Raw genomic sequence first — 15,404 nt, 5'->3', positions numbered from 1 at the left:
TCTCATGTGTATGGAACAGGAAGGAGGAATGAGAATGGAACTGTCTTCCATGATGGGCAAGCAAGTTGCTGAACTTCAGCAGACGCTTGGCTTAAATCTGCTGAAAAGCCAAATGGCTACGCAAACAGCTCAAGCCGTGAAGATGATGGAGGCTTTGCCTAAGAGCGAACAGGCTCCCCACCCGTTTAAAGGAACGGCTGTTGATATGAAAGCCTAAAGAAAAAAGATGTCCCGCTGCGGACATCTTTTTAGTATGTATTAATGCAATAGGTTTCTGCCGCTGTGCTGGCTAAAAGGGTCTTCGTTATCGAATTTTTCTTTCAGCGCTTCCAGCAAATACAGCCGAAAGAAAGATTGCAGCTCTTCCTCGCTTAATTCTTTGATGACCGCCAGAATCTCTCTAGGTGATAATTGTTCCAATACAGCGAGCGTGATCATATCGAGATCTTCTTCGGTTCCCTGCAGTCTCCCGCGATAAATTTCGAATAATTCGTCCACTAATTTCATACGCACCCTCTCCTTTGTCTGTATTTCTTTACCCCTTGAATCCCTACTATCATTTATACCCCAAACTGGCTAATTAAACCAGTAGCAGATAGCCTTAAATTATTATTTACATTTATTTTTTAGAACGGCAGGGGAACGATAAAAGGAGGAGGTGAAAATATGCAGGAGGAAAAAAAAGCTTACTATATCCAAATTGCCAACGGGGAAATTATGCGGAGCGCCACAGCTTCTCCATGGAATTTCAAAATATATGCCACAGACGAAGAGATCACGGCTTTGCGCGAGCTGTTTGATGCCAACTACTCTAAGGAGTGGGAAGGTTTTTTTCGGGCGCATGTTCCGTATGTTCAATATCATTATGACCGTCCGAATGACCGCTATGATAAAAATTTGGATAAAGTGTACCAGATGATTTATGAATTGGGTGATGAGGAGGCTCAAGCACATATTCGAGAGATGTGGTCGATGTAGAAAACAGGTATAATAAAGCTAAGAGCAGTTGGCCAAGAACCGGATGAGTTCTTGTCAAGACAGATGACAGAGGCAGGGGAGCTAAGATGTTTCAATTTAAAGATCAAAATGGCTGCCGGGTGACCCTTACGTTTCAGCCCGACAGCTTTCCTCTTCCCGCTCGGCATGTGCTGGTATTTTGCCGTTACCGCGACAAGTGGCTTTTGACGTCGCATCCGAAGCGCGGGCTGGAGTGTCCTGGAGGGAAAGCGGAGGCAGGGGAAACACTGGAGGCCGCCGCTAAGCGAGAGGTATATGAAGAAACAGGAGCGCTCATTGAGGAGTTAACATTCGTGGGTGAATATTATGTTCAGCATCCCGACAAACCTTTCGTAAAGGGGATTTACTTTGCGGAAATAAGGGAAATAGAGAAGAAGGATGATTATTTAGAAACAGATGGTCCGGTATTATTTGAAGGGGACTTACTGACAGAGCGTATGGATGAGCGCTTCAGCTTTTTAATGAAAGATGAAGTTGTGGAAAAAACGCTTGCTTATTTGCAAGCAACTGAATGAAGAAGTGGTGATGATATGAAGGTGCTGAGGGCTATCCGTTTTCCCTCTCCAAATCCTCAAGTCAAGCTAACACTTATTACTTACCTTTCCGGGGATTTAAAGGTGAAAGGAATGTTGGCGGAACCGCTGCTGTCCGGCCGCTTTGACGGCATGCTTTACTTGCGCGGAGGCATTAAAAACGTCGGGATGGTGCGTCCGGCCAGGATTGCCCAATTTGCTTCGGAAGGATTGATTGTATTTGCTCCCTATTATCGCGGCAATCGCGGCGGGGAGGGAAACGAGGATTTTGCCGGGAACGATAGAGAGGATGCGTTTTCAGCCTTTGACTTGTTGCAAGCCCACCCGCGTGTCGCTGAAAGGGTGCATGTGTTCGGATTTTCAAGAGGCGGTGTCATGGCGTTATGGACGGGAATTGAACGGCCAGCAGCCTCCGTTGTCACTTGGGGAGGCGTCTCTGATATGCTCTTGACCTATGAGGAACGAAAGGATTTGCGGCGGATGATGAAGCGCGTCATCGGAGGAAGTCCGTATAAGCATCAGGAACGCTACGATTGGCGGACGCCGCTGAATCAGCTGCAGCGATTACAGGCTCCTGTGCTGATTATTCATGGCTTAAAAGATAGAAATGTCTCAGCCGAGCATGCATTTCGTCTGGAAAAAAGCTTAAAACGACTGGAACATCCGGCGGAAACATGGTATTTTGAACAATATGATCACTATTTTCCTCCTGATGTTAATCGGGAGATTGTTTCCCGGTTGTGCGAATGGATGAAAAAGCGCCCGTGATCAGCGAATGAGGAAGATGGAGGTGGAAAACCGATGGGCATGCCAATGGAATTGAATACAATAATTGTGACAAAAGGGAAGGAGCAGCGCCAAGAAGAAAACCTTTTCACGTTAAAGAAATCAGGCTATCGCCTGTATCCGCTGGATATTCCGATCGATGTATATAAAGTGAAGGGCGGGGACAGCAGTGGAACCGCTATCATTGAGAAAGTAGAATGGTCACAGCAATCAACTACGATTACATACAAATTAATTTCTTTATATTCCACCAACTAATCATGTTATGAACGGGTGAGCGCGGAAAGAAGAGTCGACTTCCAGAAGGAGCGGCTCTTTCTTCGTCTATTGACATTTGAAACTTCTGTCTGCAGGCTGTTTACATAGAATCATACAGATGAATGAAGCTGAAGGGAGCGGATACAATGAAGCGGATTCTGCAATTAGTGACCGACTGGACAGCCAGTAAAAGCGGGATGTGGACGGTGATTGCCGTTTGGACACTGGCAGCTGCACTATTCAGTATGGCGGCTCCGAGTGCCAATGAATATAAACTGTCGTCCATTCAAGCGCTTCCGGATGAGGCGGCTTCGATGAAAGCAGCGGAGAAAGTGAAGCGGTATTTTCCGGAGGACAGCGGTGTTCCGGCTATTATTGTGCTGAATTCTAAGAAGGGAGAGATAGAAGAGGGAGCGGTAGGAGAGGCGGTGAGTGCCATTCAGGAAGAAAATATCAAGGGGCTTACAGACATCCCGCCTTTTTCGGCGCTGCCCGAGCCTGTTCGGGCCGATTTCTTTTCTGAGGACCGGACGGCTGCTGTTATCCCTGTCCTGTTCGATGAACAGCTGAAAAGTAAAGAATACAAGCAGAAAATAGATTTATTAACGAGCACAGCAGAGAAGGAGTCACCCGGACTGGAGGTGAGAGTGACGGGGCCGGCAGGGATTGCGGCGGACACAATTTCTCTCTTTTCACGCGCTGATATCGTATTGCTGCTTTCGACGGTCGGCTTAATTTTGCTGTTATTGATAGTGATTTACCGATCCCCTTTGCTCGCTTTAATTCCCTTGCTTGCTTCAGCTCTTGTCTATGCTGTGACCGATCGTATTTTGGGGCTGTATGGAAAAGCAGGTCTGGAGATGAGCAGTCAATCTCTCTCTATTATGACCATTCTGTTGTTTGCAGCAGTGACCGATTATTCTTTGTTCGTTCTGTCTCGTTTTCGGGAAGAGCTGAAGCTTCATGAAAGTAAGTATGAAGCGATGAAGATGGCGATGAGAGGCGCAGGTGAGCCGGTCTTTTTCTCTGGAGGAATGGTGCTGGCGGCGATGGTTGTGCTGTTTTTGGCCGCAATTGGTGATTACCGCAATTTTGCGCCGCTGTTTGCTACGGTGATGGCTGTGATTATGCTGGCTTCCGTTACCCTTGTACCGGCATTATTTACTTTATTCGGCCGCAAGTCGTTCTGGCCGAAAATTCCCAAGGCCGAAAAAGTGGAGAAGGAAGAACACGGGATATGGGGCAGGCTGGGCCGCTTTGTAGTGTCTAAGCCCTTTGTAGCCGGAGGAGCGGTCATGATCTTTTTAATCGCCGCTTGTGTAAATGTGATGAACATGAAGTATGAATTGAATACGCTGAAAACCTTTCCGGATGATATGCCTTCCCTTGAAGGCTATAAAGTGATTGAAGAGAAGTTTTCCCCGGGAGATTTGGCGCCGACAACGGTGTTATTTGAAGGAGAAGGGGATCCGGCTGCCCTTTCCTCGGAGCTTAAAAAGCAAGACGGCGTGGCAAGTGTCTCGCATACAGATGCCACAGAGGATGGGAAGGCGCATAAATTCACGCTGTCGCTCGCAGCCAACCCCTATGAAGCATCTGCGCTGGCTGCGGTCAGTCGCTTGCGCGAGAAAGCACCGGAGATGGCAGCGAATGCCCCAAGGAGCTGGAAAGTTCTATTTCGCCGGAGAGACGGCGGAAAAGCTGGATGACCGCGAGCTGAACAACCGTGATTTGCAAGTGATCATGCTGGCGGAAACGCTGCTGATCTTTCTGATGCTCGCCGTGTTGACGCGATCGCTGAAAATGCCTTTATACATGGTGGGAACCATCATCCTATCCTTTCTTGCGGCGCTTGGGCTAGGGGTTTTTCTTTCAGATGCGCTGTTTGGAATTGATGAGATCAGCACGCGGGTGCCGCTGTATTCATTTGTTTTTCTAGTTGCGCTCGGGATCGATTATAACATTATTTTGGTTTCGCGCTTTATGGAGGAGCGGAATGCTCATTCATTACAGAAAGCAGTGGAATTGGCTGTAGCGAAAACGGGAAGCGTCATTTCATCAGCAGGAATCATTCTGGCTGCCACATTTGCTGTACTAATGACGCAGCCGGTAGAAATTCTGTTCGTCTTCGGCTTTATTATGGCTGTCGGTATTTTCATTGATACGTTCTTCGTGCGCGGATTGCTTCTGCCGGCACTGTTAGTATGGTTGGAAAAGGACCGGAAACGAGCGGAGGATAAATCACTGTAAAGCAAGTGGATTCCCCTTTTAAAACTATCAGAGGAAGAGCATGCATTCTCCCTCTTTGTCTAAGGTAGAGTTTGTTTTTTCACCAATAAGAAAAGCTGCTTCCTTAAAGGGAAAGCAGCTTTTCTTATTGTTAAATTTGCGGTCCGCCAAGCTCGATGATTTCTTTTTGGACATCTGAGAATTTTTTGAAGTTTTCGCGGAATTTCCCTGCCAGTTCTGCGGCTTTTTTCATGAAAGCTTCTTCATCGGCCCAGGCTTTGCGAGGGATTAAGACATCATCCGGCACGCCTGGAACATGAATAGGAACTCGCAGGCCGAATGTTTTAGTGGTGTATGTTTCCACATTGTTTAATTCACCCTCAAGAGCGGCTTGCACCATTGCGCGAGTATACGCAAGCTTCATGCGGCTCCCTACACCGTATTCTCCGCCAGTCCAGCCGGTGTTTACTAAGAAGACTTGAACATTGTGCTCATCAATTTTCTTTCCTAGCATTTCTGCATAGCGCGTGGCCGGCAAAGGAAGAAACGGAGAGCCGAAGCACGTAGAGAAGGTCGCTTGCGGACTTGTAATTCCGCGCTCGGTTCCAGCTAGCTTAGAAGTGTATCCGCTTAGGAAGTGATACATCGCCTGTTCCTTTGTTAATTTACTAATCGGAGGCAAGACCCCGAATGCATCAGCTGTTAAGAAAATAATTGTATTCGGATGGCCAGCTACACTTGGGTCCACAATATTATCAATGGCTTGCAGCGGGTAAGCCGCACGAGTGTTTTCCGTTAAGGTGTTATCGTCGTAATCAGGAATGCGCGTGTCTTTGTCCACGATCACATTTTCCAGAACAGAGCCAAAGCGGATCGCGTTAAAAATTTGCGGCTCTTTTTCTTGTGAAAGGTTGATGCACTTGGCATAGCATCCGCCTTCAATGTTGAAAACGCCGTTGGAAGACCAGCCATGCTCATCATCTCCGATTAAACGGCGGTTAGGATCAGCGGATAAAGTGGTTTTTCCTGTGCCGGAAAGGCCGAAGAATAGGGCGACATCTCCTTCATAACCAACATTGGCCGAGCAGTGCATGGATAGAACCTCATTTTCAGGAAGCAGGAAGTTTATGATGGAGAAAATCGATTTCTTCATTTCGCCGGCATATTCTGTTCCGCCGATTAGAACGATGCGGCGTTCGAATGAAACAATGATAAACGTTTCAGAATGAGTGCCGTCTACAGCCGGATCTGCTTTAAAGTCAGGTGCCGAAACGATGGTGAAGCCCGCTTTATGATCCTTCAGTTCTTCTTCTGTTGGACGAATAAATAATTGGTGGGCAAATAAGTTATGCCATGCATATTCGTTAATGACTTGGATCGGAAGGCGATGCGAGGAATCCGCTCCGGCAAATCCTTTGAATACGAACAGTTCGTCTTTTTCCTTTAAATAGTTAATGACTTTTGTGTATAATTGGTCAAAGACGGCTTCAGAAATTGGCTGATTAACAGATCCCCAATCGATTTTATCTTTGACTGAAGCTTCTTCAACAATAAATTTGTCTTTAGGAGAACGTCCTGTATATTTTCCTGTTTCTGCCCGGACAGCACCAGAGGCAGTTAGGATACCTTCTTTGCGGTTCAGCACCTTTTCAACAAGCTGGGATACAGACGGCTGCATGATGATGTTTGAACCATTTAGAAGTTCGACAATTTCATGTGAAACGCTTACAGTTTTCATAAATTAATAACCATCCTTTATCGAAATTTAAATTAGTTATTTGCTCATTCATTTACTCAAAAAATAGTATAACACATTCGGATGATTAGTCTATACTATTCGCGCATTTTTTTGTTTTCTTTTTTCTCTTATTATTATCAGACAGATACATAAATATGAAGGAACTCGGAAAAAGCTAGAATTAGGAAGAAACTTTGGGTTGACAGCAATCGCTATATTCCGTAAGATGTATCATTGAACGGATACTCTTATCCTGAGCTGGTGGAGGGACAGGCCCAATGAAGCCCGGCAACCTGCTTGGATGATCTCATTCAAGACAAAGGTGCTAACCTGCAGCAAGGTCCAAGCCTTGGACGATAAGAGTGAAAGGCCTATGTTGACACGTTAAACCTTTCCTCTCTTTAATGATGCGGAGAGGTTTTTTTATTTTTCAATGGATAAACTTAGGGGAATGAGTACCGTGCAACTAAAGATCGGACCGATCAACTAAAGGAGGAAATTTCATGACAAAAAACCGTCGTCTATTCACTTCGGAATCCGTAACGGAAGGTCATCCGGATAAAATCTGTGATCAGATCTCCGATGCGATTCTTGACGAAATTCTATCCAAAGACCCGAACGCACGAGTGGCTGCAGAAACATCAGTGACGACAGGTCTCGTGTTAGTAGCTGGGGAAATTACGACGTCTTCCTATGTCGATATTAATAAAATTGTGCGTGACACAATTAAAGAAATAGGCTATGACCGCGCTAAATACGGCTTTGATGCTCACACATGCGGCGTGCTGACTTCAATTGATGAACAGTCGGCGGATATCGCAGCCGGTGTCGATCAAGCGCTGGAAGCCCGTGAAGGACAAATGAGCGATGAAGAAATTGAAGCGATCGGTGCAGGTGACCAGGGGCTTATGTTCGGATTTGCCTGCAATGAGACGAAGGAGCTTATGCCTTTGCCGATTTCTTTAGCTCATAAATTATCCCGCCGTTTAACAGCAGTTCGCAAGGAAGAAATTCTTGCTTATTTGCGTCCTGACGGAAAAACTCAAGTAACGGTAGAATACGATGAAAACGATCAGCCAGTTCGAATCGATACGATTGTGATCTCTACGCAGCATCATCCTGAAATAACACTTGAGCAAATTCAGCACGATGTTCGAAAGCATGTAATTGATCCTGTTGTGCCTAAAGAATTCATCGATGAGGAAACAAAATTCTTTATTAACCCAACAGGCCGCTTCGTCATTGGCGGTCCTCAAGGAGATGCGGGCTTAACAGGCCGCAAGATCATTGTGGATACGTATGGAGGCTATGCCCGTCACGGAGGCGGTGCTTTCTCCGGAAAAGATCCGACAAAAGTCGACCGTTCTGCGGCATACGCGGCTCGCTATGTGGCGAAGAATATTGTAGCTTCCGGTCTTGCTGACAAATGTGAAGTGCAGCTTGCTTATGCCATTGGCGTCGCTCAGCCTGTATCCATCGCTGTCGATACGTTTGGTACTGGCAAAGTATCTGAAGAAGTTCTCGTAGAGCTTGTCCGATCCAACTTTGATCTGCGTCCAGCCGGCATTATTAAAATGCTGGATCTGCGCCGTCCAATTTACAAACAAACGGCTGCTTACGGACATTTTGGCCGCACGGATATCGAGCTTCCTTGGGAGCAAACAGACAAGGCTGCTATTTTAAAAGAGCAAGCCTCTAAATAACATGCAGATAAGAACAGCCTTCCGCTGCAGCGGAAGGCTGTTCTTTTAAGATTTTTGCAGACTTTTATAGTACTGCGCTTTTTCGGCGTATTCCTTCACGATCCGTTCCATATCTTTGCGGTCGCGGTCATTGAGATCGCGGATGACTTTAGCCGGGCGCCCGAAAGCCAGTGAGTGAGGAGGGATGACTTTTCCCGGCGGGATCAAGCTGCCTGCGCCAATGAAAGCTCCTTCTCCTATTTCGGCGTTATCAAGAACGATGGAGCCCATGCCGATCAATGCTTTTTTTCTGATTTTGCAGCTGTGCAGAATGACTTGGTGGCCGACGGTTACCTCATCTTCAATGATGAGAGGATTATGGGGACTTTGATGCAGGACGGAATTGTCTTGAATATTCACCTTCCTGCCGATGATTGTCGGAGCGACGTCTCCGCGGATCACGGTGTGAAACCATACACTTGACTCTTCGCCGATGGTCACATCGCCTGTGACAGTTGCATAATCAGCGATATAGGCCGTTTTGGCAATAGCAGGCACTTTATCTTTGTAAGGATAGATCATGTCTGAAAAAACTCCTTTCCTAATAGCGGCTTTCATATCATTTTATCTAATATAAAAAGATTTGTATAATAAAGACATATAGACCAAATTTTTTAGCTGGCTTCGTGCTACAGTATAGGTTCAGCATGAAGCCAGAGGAGGAATGACATATGTGGAAGTGGGAAACGGAACAGCAGCCTAAAGGTGTGATCGTGATCATTCATGGGGCGATGGAGCACCATGGACGTTATGGCTGGCTGATTGAAATGTGGCGGGAAGCGGGGTTTCATGTCGTCATGGGAGACCTGCCGGGGCAAGGCATGACATCGCGCGCTAAGAGGGGGCATATCTCTTCGTTTAATGAGTACCTGACAGAGGTGCGGGACTGGGTGGAAGCCGCTTTTCAATTTGATTTGCCGGTCTTTTTGCTCGGTCATAGCATGGGAGGACTCATCGCCATTCGCCTGCTTCAAGAGCAAAGCTTTGAATTAGCCGGGGTCATCTTGTCTTCTCCATGTCTCGGCTTGTTGCAGACGCCGCCTAAGTTGATGGATATGGTCTCGCACGGGCTCAATTCATTAGCACCTTCCTTCAAGTTTTCTTCGGGGATCACGGTTGAAATGGCGACGAGAAATCAGGAGGTTATAGAGGCCGACAAGGAAGATGTGCTGTATATCAACAAAGTGTCCGTCCGCTGGTACCGTGAATTGAATCAAGCCATCAAGCTGGCCGCGCTAAAAGCAGCAAGCTTTCCGGATGTGCCGCTGCTTGTTATGCAAGCGGGGGAGGATTTGATTGTCGATAAAAAAACAGTAAGAAAATGGTTTCACCAACTGGATCTTTCGGAAATGTTGTATAAAGAATGGGCAGGCCTCTATCATGAGGTATTTAATGAACCGGAACGGGAGGATGTGTTCGAGTATGCCAAAACATTTGTCGAAAACCGGTTGCGACTGCTAGGGTATGTCATAGATAAATGAGGTGAAGGAATGTCGGTACCTGTTACACCGCTTGGCTTGATGCACAGCATTTATAAAGAAGTGTTTCCGATTGTTCATGAGCAGCTGGATTATTGGAGAGCGCAAGCGGGGAAAATCCCAAACGATGAACTGCGGCAGCAAGCGCTTGCAAGCATCCAATATAAAACGTTTCATTGCGAAGGAGGCGCTGTATTGGCGCTGCTGTCCGGAGAAAAACTAAGGGAAGCTGTTCGCTTTATTGTTGCTTATCAAACGATCAGTGATTATTTGGATAATCTTTGCGACCGCAGCACGTCGCTTGACCCAAAAGATTTTGCCGCTCTTCATGAAGCGATGGAGGATTGCTTGACGGCGGATGCGCCGCTTCGCTCCTACTACCGTTGTCGAGAAGATCAAGAGGACGGCGGCTACTTGGCGGCATTGGTTAAAGAATGTCAGTCGGTGATTGCTTCCATTCGCGAGTATCACATCACCTATCCTTATCTTCAGGAACTGTGCCGCTACTACTGCGATTTGCAAATACATAAGCATGTTCAAATAGAAGAAAGAGAAGAGCGTTTGAAAAATTGGTTTTCTCAGCATCAATCTGCGCTTCCGGATATGGAGTGGTATGAATTCTCAGCATGTGCAGGCTCGACACTAGGCATTTTTTGTTTGATTTCATACAGTCTCGCTGATGAAATGGACCGGCAGCAAGCCAAAGTCGTTCACGACGGCTACTTTCCTTATATTCAAGGGCTGCATATTTTGCTGGACTATTTGATCGACCAGGCAGAAGACCGGGTCGGCGGGGATTTGAACTTTTGTTTCTATTATCAGAACGAGGAAATGTTGCTGGAAAGAATGATTTACTTTATTGAAGAAGCGGACAAGCATACGAAGGGTCTGCCGCATGCCCGTTTTCATCAGCTGATCAACCGGGGGCTGCTCGGTGTCTATCTTTCGGATGACAAAGTCTTTCAGCAGAAAGAAATACGTGCCATCTCTAAAAAAATGATCCGCAAAAGCGGCACCGCCAGCTGGTTTTTTTACTTAAACGGCCGGACCTACCGGCGGGTGCAGCGGGCCTTTCCTAAGTGGTTTAAAAAACAAGGGTAGGCAATTCAATAGACATTATTCGGAATCCGAAATAAAATGAGGGCATCCAAAAAAAAGGAGATGTCATAATTGGCTTTGCAATTAAGTGTGTTGGATCAATCGCCGATTTCTGAAGGAATGACCGCGGAAGCTGCATTAAAACAAACAGTAGAGCTTGCCAGGCATGCGGAGCAGTTAGGATATGAGCGCTTTTGGGTGTCGGAGCATCACGATTCCCCAAGCCTTGCCGGTTCTTCGCCGGAGGTGCTGATTTCCTTCCTTGCCGCGAAGACGACAACCATTCGTGTCGGCTCTGGGGGTGTGATGCTTCCTCACTACAGCCCATACAAAGTGGCAGAAAACTTCCGCGTACTGGAAGGGCTGGCGCCAGGAAGAATAGATATAGGCTTAGGACGCGCTCCAGGGGGCATGCCGGCCGCTACGATGGCTCTTCAAGGGGGGAGCCGCTATCGTCCCGTTGATCGTTACCCGGAGCAGATTGATGAACTGCTCGGTTACTTAACGGACGACATCGCGAGAAATCCTTATGGAGGACTGAAAGCTACGCCTCTTGTTCAGCAAGTGCCCGAAATGTGGCTGCTCGGATCTAGTCCGTCGAGCGCTATGCTGGCTGCTTCTAAGGGACTGCCTTACACCTTTGCGCAATTTATCAACGGGGAAGGCGGACCGCAATATATGGAGGAGTACCGCCGCAATTTCCGGCCATCCGCCTATTTAAAGCAGCCTAAAAGCATGGTGGCCGTATTTGTGGTATGCGCGGAAAATGATGAAGAAGCGGAAAGAATGGCCTCCAGCTTGGACCTGTCTTTGGTGATGCTGGAGCAGGGCATGCCATCCAGCGGCACACCGAGTCCTGAAAAGGCCGCAGCCTATCCATACAGCCCTTTTGAACAGCAGCGCGTCTGGGAAAACCGCAAGCGGATGATCGTGGGAACGCCGGAAAAAGTGAGAGATGAGCTGCATCGGCTGAGTGAGCTGTACCAAACGGAGCAAATCATGGCCATATCTATTATTTACGATTTCAAACAGAAGCTGCGCTCATTTGAACTGCTGGCTGATGCGGCGAAAGCGTAACGTTTTCAAACAGTAAAGGGGCACTCCCCGCCGCTGAAAAGAAAGGAAAAGGCTGCCATCGCGGCGTTTTGCAGCCGCGCCTTTGCAATTTGCATTGTGCGGGAGCGAATATGAATCGGGCAACCTCCCATTCGGACGAAGAGAACGACTCATTTTGCTAGACAGGGAGTCAAACTGGCTGAAATTAAACCCCCAAGAATGCTGGTGGAATCGCATTCTTGGGGGTTGTTTTTTATTTTTGAGCCGAGATCCTGTTTTCGGATAGCTCTCTATTTCGATCCTATCTTCTTTCGATGGCAATAATGAACGGCGGATGATTGACTTGATTAATAAACTGATACTGCAGCACGTGGGCGGTTTTTTGATCTATCTCTTTCACATAGGCTAACAGCTTGTCCTTTTCTACCGCACCTTCCGCGTGGCCGTGATAAATGACGAGCACGATCAGACCGCCCGGCTGCAGGAGAGAGAAGATTTGCTCTACCGCTTGAATCGTCGTTTCAGGCTTGGTGACGATTGATTTATCCCCTTTAGGCAAATAACCGAGATTGAAGATGGCGCCGGAAATTCGGCCGTGCCATTTTTCTGGAATGGAAGCGGAGGCTTGTTCATGGCCGCGGTGAAAAAGTGTCGTTCGGCCGGTTAAGGAGTGTTCTTCTACGAGAGCAGCTGTTCTTTCCAGCGCTTGCTGCTGTACGTCAAAGCCAAAAACGTGTCCGCTCTCGCCAACGAGACGGGCAAGAAACACTGTATCATGGCCGTTGCCGATAGTCGCATCAATCGCTAGGCTCCCTTCTTTCACCGTCTTTTCCAGCAGCTTTCTTGCAAATGGTAAAATTCCATCCAAATTCATCGCTTAACTTCCTCCTTGTAATACCACTTTCCTTGCCAGCTGTCGCGGCGTTCAAGCTCGGCATCGATCGAATTTAATACGGACCATTTATTGACGCTCCACATCGGTCCAACTAATAAATCGATTGGCCCATCGCCGGTGATGCGATGAATGATCATGTCCGGCGGCAAAACTTCGAGCTGATCGCAAACGAGCTGGACATATTCTTCAAAAGACAAAAACTCCAGCAGCCCTTTTTCAAACTGCTTGACCATCGGTGTTCCTTTCAATAAATGCAGCAGATGGATTTTAATCCCCTGCACATCAAGAGCGCTGACTGCGCGGGCTGTTTCCATCATCATGTCCGGCGTTTCAAGCGGCAAGCCGTTAATAATATGGGAACACACACGGATGCCGTGCTTGCGGAGCTTGTTTACACCCTCCAGATAAGTCTGATAATCATGGGCGCGATTGATAAGAGCGGCCGTCTTTTCGTGAACCGTCTGCAAGCCAAGCTCTACCCAAAGATAGGTACGCTCATGAAGTTCGGCTAAATAGTCAACGACCTCATCGGGCAAGCAATCGGGCCGCGTGGCGATCGATAATCCTACGACGCCATCTAATTTCAGCGCGGTTTCAAACTTCTCCCGGAGTACATCAACTGGTGCGTGTGTATTCGTATACGCTTGAAAATAGGCCAAATATTTTCCGTCTCTCCATTTTTTGTGCATGCTTTGACGGATGTCTTCAAATTGTTTCTCTAACGGATCTGTGCGTTTTCCAGCAAAATCTCCAGATCCGGCTGCGCTGCAGAAGGTGCAGCCGCCATAGGCCACGGTGCCGTCGCGGTTAGGGCAATCAAACCCGCCATCTAAGGCTACTTTAAATACTTTATGTCCAAATTTATTCCGTAAGTGATAATTCCACGTATGATACCGTTTATGATCACTTGCGTAAGGAAACGGATTTACTTTCATCTAACTTCCTCCTTATTTATGAAGAAAGTGTATCATGAAAAAACGGAAAAAATCCAACCCCGATAAATCAGAATTTTAAGATCAGGAAAGATATTGAAACCCCTTATAGAAACTACTACAATAATGTTTTGATATACGAAATAAATTGAGGTTTCAAACGGCGGGAGTACATCTTCCGCCCTCGCTGCTGGAAAGAAGAACAAAGGCTGCTATCGCTTCGTCCTGCAGCAGCTTTGTTCCCTGCATCGTGCAGGTCCGAGCGAATCGGACATTCAGGTGGCGGGATCTCCCGAATAGATTGCTTCCCTGCTCCCTGCTTGATGCGGGAGTCTTGGGGCATCTTACATGCGGGAACAATTGAACTAATGGAAGGAGGAAGCAGGATGCCAAAAGCAGTTTGGCTGCTAGTAATCGGAATGGTCATTAATGTGACAGGCGCTTCGTTCTTATGGCCGCTTAACACGATCTATATTCACGGCCAGTTAGAAAAGTCCTTGTCGGTTGCAGGGTTTGTCTTAATGTTAAACGCGGGAGCATCGGTGATCGGCAATCTATTAGGCGGTTTTCTGTTTGATCGTCTCGGCGGATATCTTTCCATCTTGTTAGGGGCAATCGTGAACGTCGCTTCGATGACTGCGATGGTATTCTGGCACGGGTGGCCGCAGTACGTCATTTTCTTAACATTAGTTGGACTGGGATCGGGCATTATCTTTCCAGCTGTGTATGCTCTTGCAGGAGCGGTATGGGCGGATGGCGGGCGCAGAGCCTTCAATGCGGTTTATGTGGCTCAGAATGCCGGTGTGGCTATTGGGTCCGCACTTGGAGGACTGGTTGCTTCCTTTTCATTTAATTATATATTCATCGCTAATTTAGCGATGTTTGCCGTGTTTTTTCTGATAGCCGCTGTTGGCTACCGCCATATGAGCGAAGTCAAGGGAGCCCAAATGAATGTGATTTCAGAGAACGGCATGGTCAAAAACCGCAGCAAGCTGCTGGCGCTATCGATTCTTTGCGGGGCTTATATGCTTTGCTGGATCGGATATGTGCAGTGGCAATCCACGATTGCAAGCTACACTCAGGAAATTAACATCAGCTTGAAGCAATACAGCTTATTATGGACGATCAACGGTGCATTTATTGTTTTTGGCCAGCCGCTTGTGAATTACTTTGTGCGCAGCTTTAAAGACAATATGAAAAAGCAAATCATCATCGGTATTTTGATATTTATCGTTTCCTATGGAGTGACCGCTTTTGCGCAGGATTTTAAAGGATTTGTGGCAGCGATGCTGATCTTAACGATCGGTGAAATGCTCGTGTGGCCAGCTGTTCCGACGATTGCCAATCAGCTGTCTCCTTCAGGCAGGGAAGGCTTTTATCAAGGAATTGTTAACAGTACTGCAACCGCCGGACGAATGTTTGGCCCGGTGATCGGCGGCGTGCTGGTTGATCTGTATGGAATGCCGGCATTGTTTGGGGCATTGATCGTTCTGCTGGTTGCCGCCCTTTTCCTGGCAGTGGGGCACGATTATCCGCTGAAGAAGCAGAAGAACTCCTCTGAGACATCGATTTCTTCTCATTAAGCTTGCAACCATTTGCAATTTTGTCTAAAATGGTCGTAGATCATGATGAAAAAGACGAT

At 47.2% G+C, this 15,404-nt stretch carries 17 protein-coding genes, 1 riboswitch and 1 other annotated feature (1 of these 19 running past the window's edge); of the genes, 12 read left to right on the top strand and 5 right to left on the bottom strand.

The annotated features are described in order from the left end of the window. Positions 1-10: 10 nt before the first annotated feature. Positions 11-217, top strand: coding sequence for a putative motility protein (locus CEF20_RS11320; RefSeq protein ID WP_232713442.1), 207 nt, complete (start codon positions 11-13; stop codon positions 215-217). 41 nt (positions 218-258) lie between these two features. Here the strand turns inward: CEF20_RS11320 and CEF20_RS11315 are convergent, their stop codons facing one another. Continuing rightward, positions 259-507, bottom strand: a complete 249-nt coding sequence (locus CEF20_RS11315) for a DUF6154 family protein (RefSeq protein ID WP_100331911.1) — start codon at positions 505-507, stop codon at positions 259-261. Positions 508-666: 159 nt separating this feature from the next. Here CEF20_RS11315 and CEF20_RS11310 point away from each other — a divergent pair, with 159 nt between their 5' ends. The 6 genes from CEF20_RS11310 (at position 667) to CEF20_RS17380 (ending at position 4,844) form a co-directional block, all read left to right on the top strand. Beyond that, a complete protein-coding gene (locus tag CEF20_RS11310; RefSeq protein WP_100331910.1) occupies positions 667-978 on the top strand; it encodes a hydrolase in 312 nt (103 codons plus the stop codon). Positions 979-1,064: 86 nt separating this feature from the next. Further along, positions 1,065-1,532: an RNA deprotection pyrophosphohydrolase gene (gene ytkD / locus CEF20_RS11305; RefSeq protein WP_100331909.1), complete on the top strand. Its 468-nt coding sequence runs from the start codon at positions 1,065-1,067 to the stop codon at positions 1,530-1,532. Positions 1,533-1,547: 15 nt separating this feature from the next. Beyond that, positions 1,548-2,318, top strand: a complete 771-nt coding sequence (locus CEF20_RS11300) for an alpha/beta hydrolase family protein (protein WP_100331908.1) — start codon at positions 1,548-1,550, stop codon at positions 2,316-2,318. A gap of 33 nt (positions 2,319-2,351) precedes the next feature. Next, positions 2,352-2,594 carry a DUF2584 domain-containing protein gene (locus tag CEF20_RS11295; protein WP_100331907.1) on the top strand — a complete coding sequence of 81 codons (243 nt, stop codon included), beginning with the start codon at positions 2,352-2,354 and terminating at the stop codon, positions 2,592-2,594. Between the two features lie 122 nt (positions 2,595-2,716). After that, positions 2,717-4,303, top strand: coding sequence for an MMPL family transporter (locus CEF20_RS11290; protein WP_332849198.1), 1,587 nt, complete (start codon positions 2,717-2,719; stop codon positions 4,301-4,303). Next, positions 4,245-4,844: an MMPL family transporter gene (locus tag CEF20_RS17380; RefSeq protein WP_332849197.1), complete on the top strand. Its 600-nt coding sequence runs from the start codon at positions 4,245-4,247 to the stop codon at positions 4,842-4,844. Before CEF20_RS11290 ends, CEF20_RS17380 begins: the two co-directional genes overlap by 59 nt. A 130-nt stretch (positions 4,845-4,974) precedes the next feature. On the opposite strand, the gene pckA is transcribed toward CEF20_RS17380, so the two are convergent. Continuing rightward, complete coding sequence (gene pckA / locus CEF20_RS11285) at positions 4,975-6,561, bottom strand: phosphoenolpyruvate carboxykinase (ATP) (protein ID WP_100331906.1); 1,587 nt, start codon at positions 6,559-6,561, stop codon at positions 4,975-4,977. A 245-nt stretch (positions 6,562-6,806) separates the two neighbouring features. Further along, positions 6,807-6,924: riboswitch (SAM riboswitch) on the top strand. Positions 6,925-7,064: 140 nt separating this feature from the next. On the opposite strand from pckA, the gene metK reads away from it, so the two are divergent. Further along, positions 7,065-8,264, top strand: coding sequence for a methionine adenosyltransferase (metK, locus tag CEF20_RS11280; RefSeq protein WP_100331905.1), 1,200 nt, complete (start codon positions 7,065-7,067; stop codon positions 8,262-8,264). 45 nt (positions 8,265-8,309) lie between these two features. Here metK and CEF20_RS11275 read toward each other — a convergent pair whose 3' ends face one another. Beyond that, on the bottom strand, positions 8,310-8,825 hold the full coding sequence (locus tag CEF20_RS11275; RefSeq protein ID WP_100331904.1) for a gamma carbonic anhydrase: 516 nt from the start codon (positions 8,823-8,825) through the stop codon (positions 8,310-8,312). Positions 8,826-8,974: 149 nt separating this feature from the next. Between CEF20_RS11275 and CEF20_RS11270 the strand changes: the two genes are divergently transcribed. From CEF20_RS11270 to CEF20_RS11260, 3 genes are all read left to right on the top strand, one after another. Next, positions 8,975-9,784 carry an alpha/beta fold hydrolase gene (locus tag CEF20_RS11270; RefSeq protein WP_100331903.1) on the top strand — a complete coding sequence of 270 codons (810 nt, stop codon included), beginning with the start codon at positions 8,975-8,977 and terminating at the stop codon, positions 9,782-9,784. Between the two features lie 9 nt (positions 9,785-9,793). Further along, the gene (locus tag CEF20_RS11265; protein ID WP_100331902.1) at positions 9,794-10,882 is read left to right on the top strand and encodes a tetraprenyl-beta-curcumene synthase family protein; all 1,089 of its coding nucleotides are present in this window, start codon (positions 9,794-9,796) and stop codon (positions 10,880-10,882) included. 69 nt (positions 10,883-10,951) lie between these two features. After that, complete coding sequence (locus CEF20_RS11260) at positions 10,952-11,956, top strand: LLM class flavin-dependent oxidoreductase (protein ID WP_100331901.1); 1,005 nt, start codon at positions 10,952-10,954, stop codon at positions 11,954-11,956. Between the two features lie 280 nt (positions 11,957-12,236). Here the strand turns inward: CEF20_RS11260 and CEF20_RS11255 are convergent, their stop codons facing one another. Continuing rightward, on the bottom strand, positions 12,237-12,809 hold the full coding sequence (locus CEF20_RS11255; protein WP_100331900.1) for a tRNA 5-(aminomethyl)-2-thiouridylate-methyltransferase MnmM: 573 nt from the start codon (positions 12,807-12,809) through the stop codon (positions 12,237-12,239). Next, positions 12,806-13,765 carry a tRNA modification radical SAM protein MnmL/YtqA gene (locus tag CEF20_RS11250; protein ID WP_100331899.1) on the bottom strand — a complete coding sequence of 320 codons (960 nt, stop codon included), beginning with the start codon at positions 13,763-13,765 and terminating at the stop codon, positions 12,806-12,808. Before CEF20_RS11250 ends, CEF20_RS11255 begins: the two co-directional genes overlap by 4 nt. Positions 13,766-14,148: 383 nt before the next feature. Between CEF20_RS11250 and CEF20_RS11245 the strand changes: the two genes are divergently transcribed. Beyond that, entirely contained in the window at positions 14,149-15,345 is a 1,197-nt protein-coding gene (locus CEF20_RS11245; RefSeq protein WP_100331898.1) for an MDR family MFS transporter, read from the top strand. Between the two features lie 48 nt (positions 15,346-15,393). Further along, positions 15,394-15,404 (top strand) — a binding site (T-box leader) (it continues 213 nt past the right edge of the window).

The organism is Bacillus xiapuensis (assembly GCF_002797355.1).
Classification (GTDB): domain Bacteria; phylum Bacillota; class Bacilli; order Bacillales; family Domibacillaceae; genus Bacillus_CE; species Bacillus_CE xiapuensis.
This window is presented reverse-complemented; position numbering and strand designations above follow the sequence as displayed.

Bases quoted from the DNA above. Each gene is read 5' to 3' on its own strand.
- CEF20_RS11320 (WP_232713442.1), top strand. From the start codon at position 11: ATGGAACAGGAAGGAGGAATGAGAATGGAACTGTCTTCCATGATGGGC.
- CEF20_RS11315 (WP_100331911.1), bottom strand. From the start codon at position 507: ATGAAATTAGTGGACGAATTATTCGAAATTTATCGCGGGAGACTGCAG.
- CEF20_RS11310 (WP_100331910.1), top strand. From the start codon at position 667: ATGCAGGAGGAAAAAAAAGCTTACTATATCCAAATTGCCAACGGGGAA.
- ytkD (WP_100331909.1), top strand. From the start codon at position 1,065: ATGTTTCAATTTAAAGATCAAAATGGCTGCCGGGTGACCCTTACGTTT.
- CEF20_RS11300 (WP_100331908.1), top strand. From the start codon at position 1,548: ATGAAGGTGCTGAGGGCTATCCGTTTTCCCTCTCCAAATCCTCAAGTC.
- CEF20_RS11295 (WP_100331907.1), top strand. From the start codon at position 2,352: ATGGGCATGCCAATGGAATTGAATACAATAATTGTGACAAAAGGGAAG.
- CEF20_RS11290 (WP_332849198.1), top strand. From the start codon at position 2,717: ATGAAGCTGAAGGGAGCGGATACAATGAAGCGGATTCTGCAATTAGTG.
- CEF20_RS17380 (WP_332849197.1), top strand. From the start codon at position 4,245: ATGCCCCAAGGAGCTGGAAAGTTCTATTTCGCCGGAGAGACGGCGGAA.
- pckA (WP_100331906.1), bottom strand. From the start codon at position 6,561: ATGAAAACTGTAAGCGTTTCACATGAAATTGTCGAACTTCTAAATGGT.
- metK (WP_100331905.1), top strand. From the start codon at position 7,065: ATGACAAAAAACCGTCGTCTATTCACTTCGGAATCCGTAACGGAAGGT.
- CEF20_RS11275 (WP_100331904.1), bottom strand. From the start codon at position 8,825: ATGATCTATCCTTACAAAGATAAAGTGCCTGCTATTGCCAAAACGGCC.
- CEF20_RS11270 (WP_100331903.1), top strand. From the start codon at position 8,975: ATGTGGAAGTGGGAAACGGAACAGCAGCCTAAAGGTGTGATCGTGATC.
- CEF20_RS11265 (WP_100331902.1), top strand. From the start codon at position 9,794: ATGTCGGTACCTGTTACACCGCTTGGCTTGATGCACAGCATTTATAAA.
- CEF20_RS11255 (WP_100331900.1), bottom strand. From the start codon at position 12,809: ATGAATTTGGATGGAATTTTACCATTTGCAAGAAAGCTGCTGGAAAAG.
- CEF20_RS11250 (WP_100331899.1), bottom strand. From the start codon at position 13,765: ATGAAAGTAAATCCGTTTCCTTACGCAAGTGATCATAAACGGTATCAT.
- CEF20_RS11245 (WP_100331898.1), top strand. From the start codon at position 14,149: ATGCCAAAAGCAGTTTGGCTGCTAGTAATCGGAATGGTCATTAATGTG.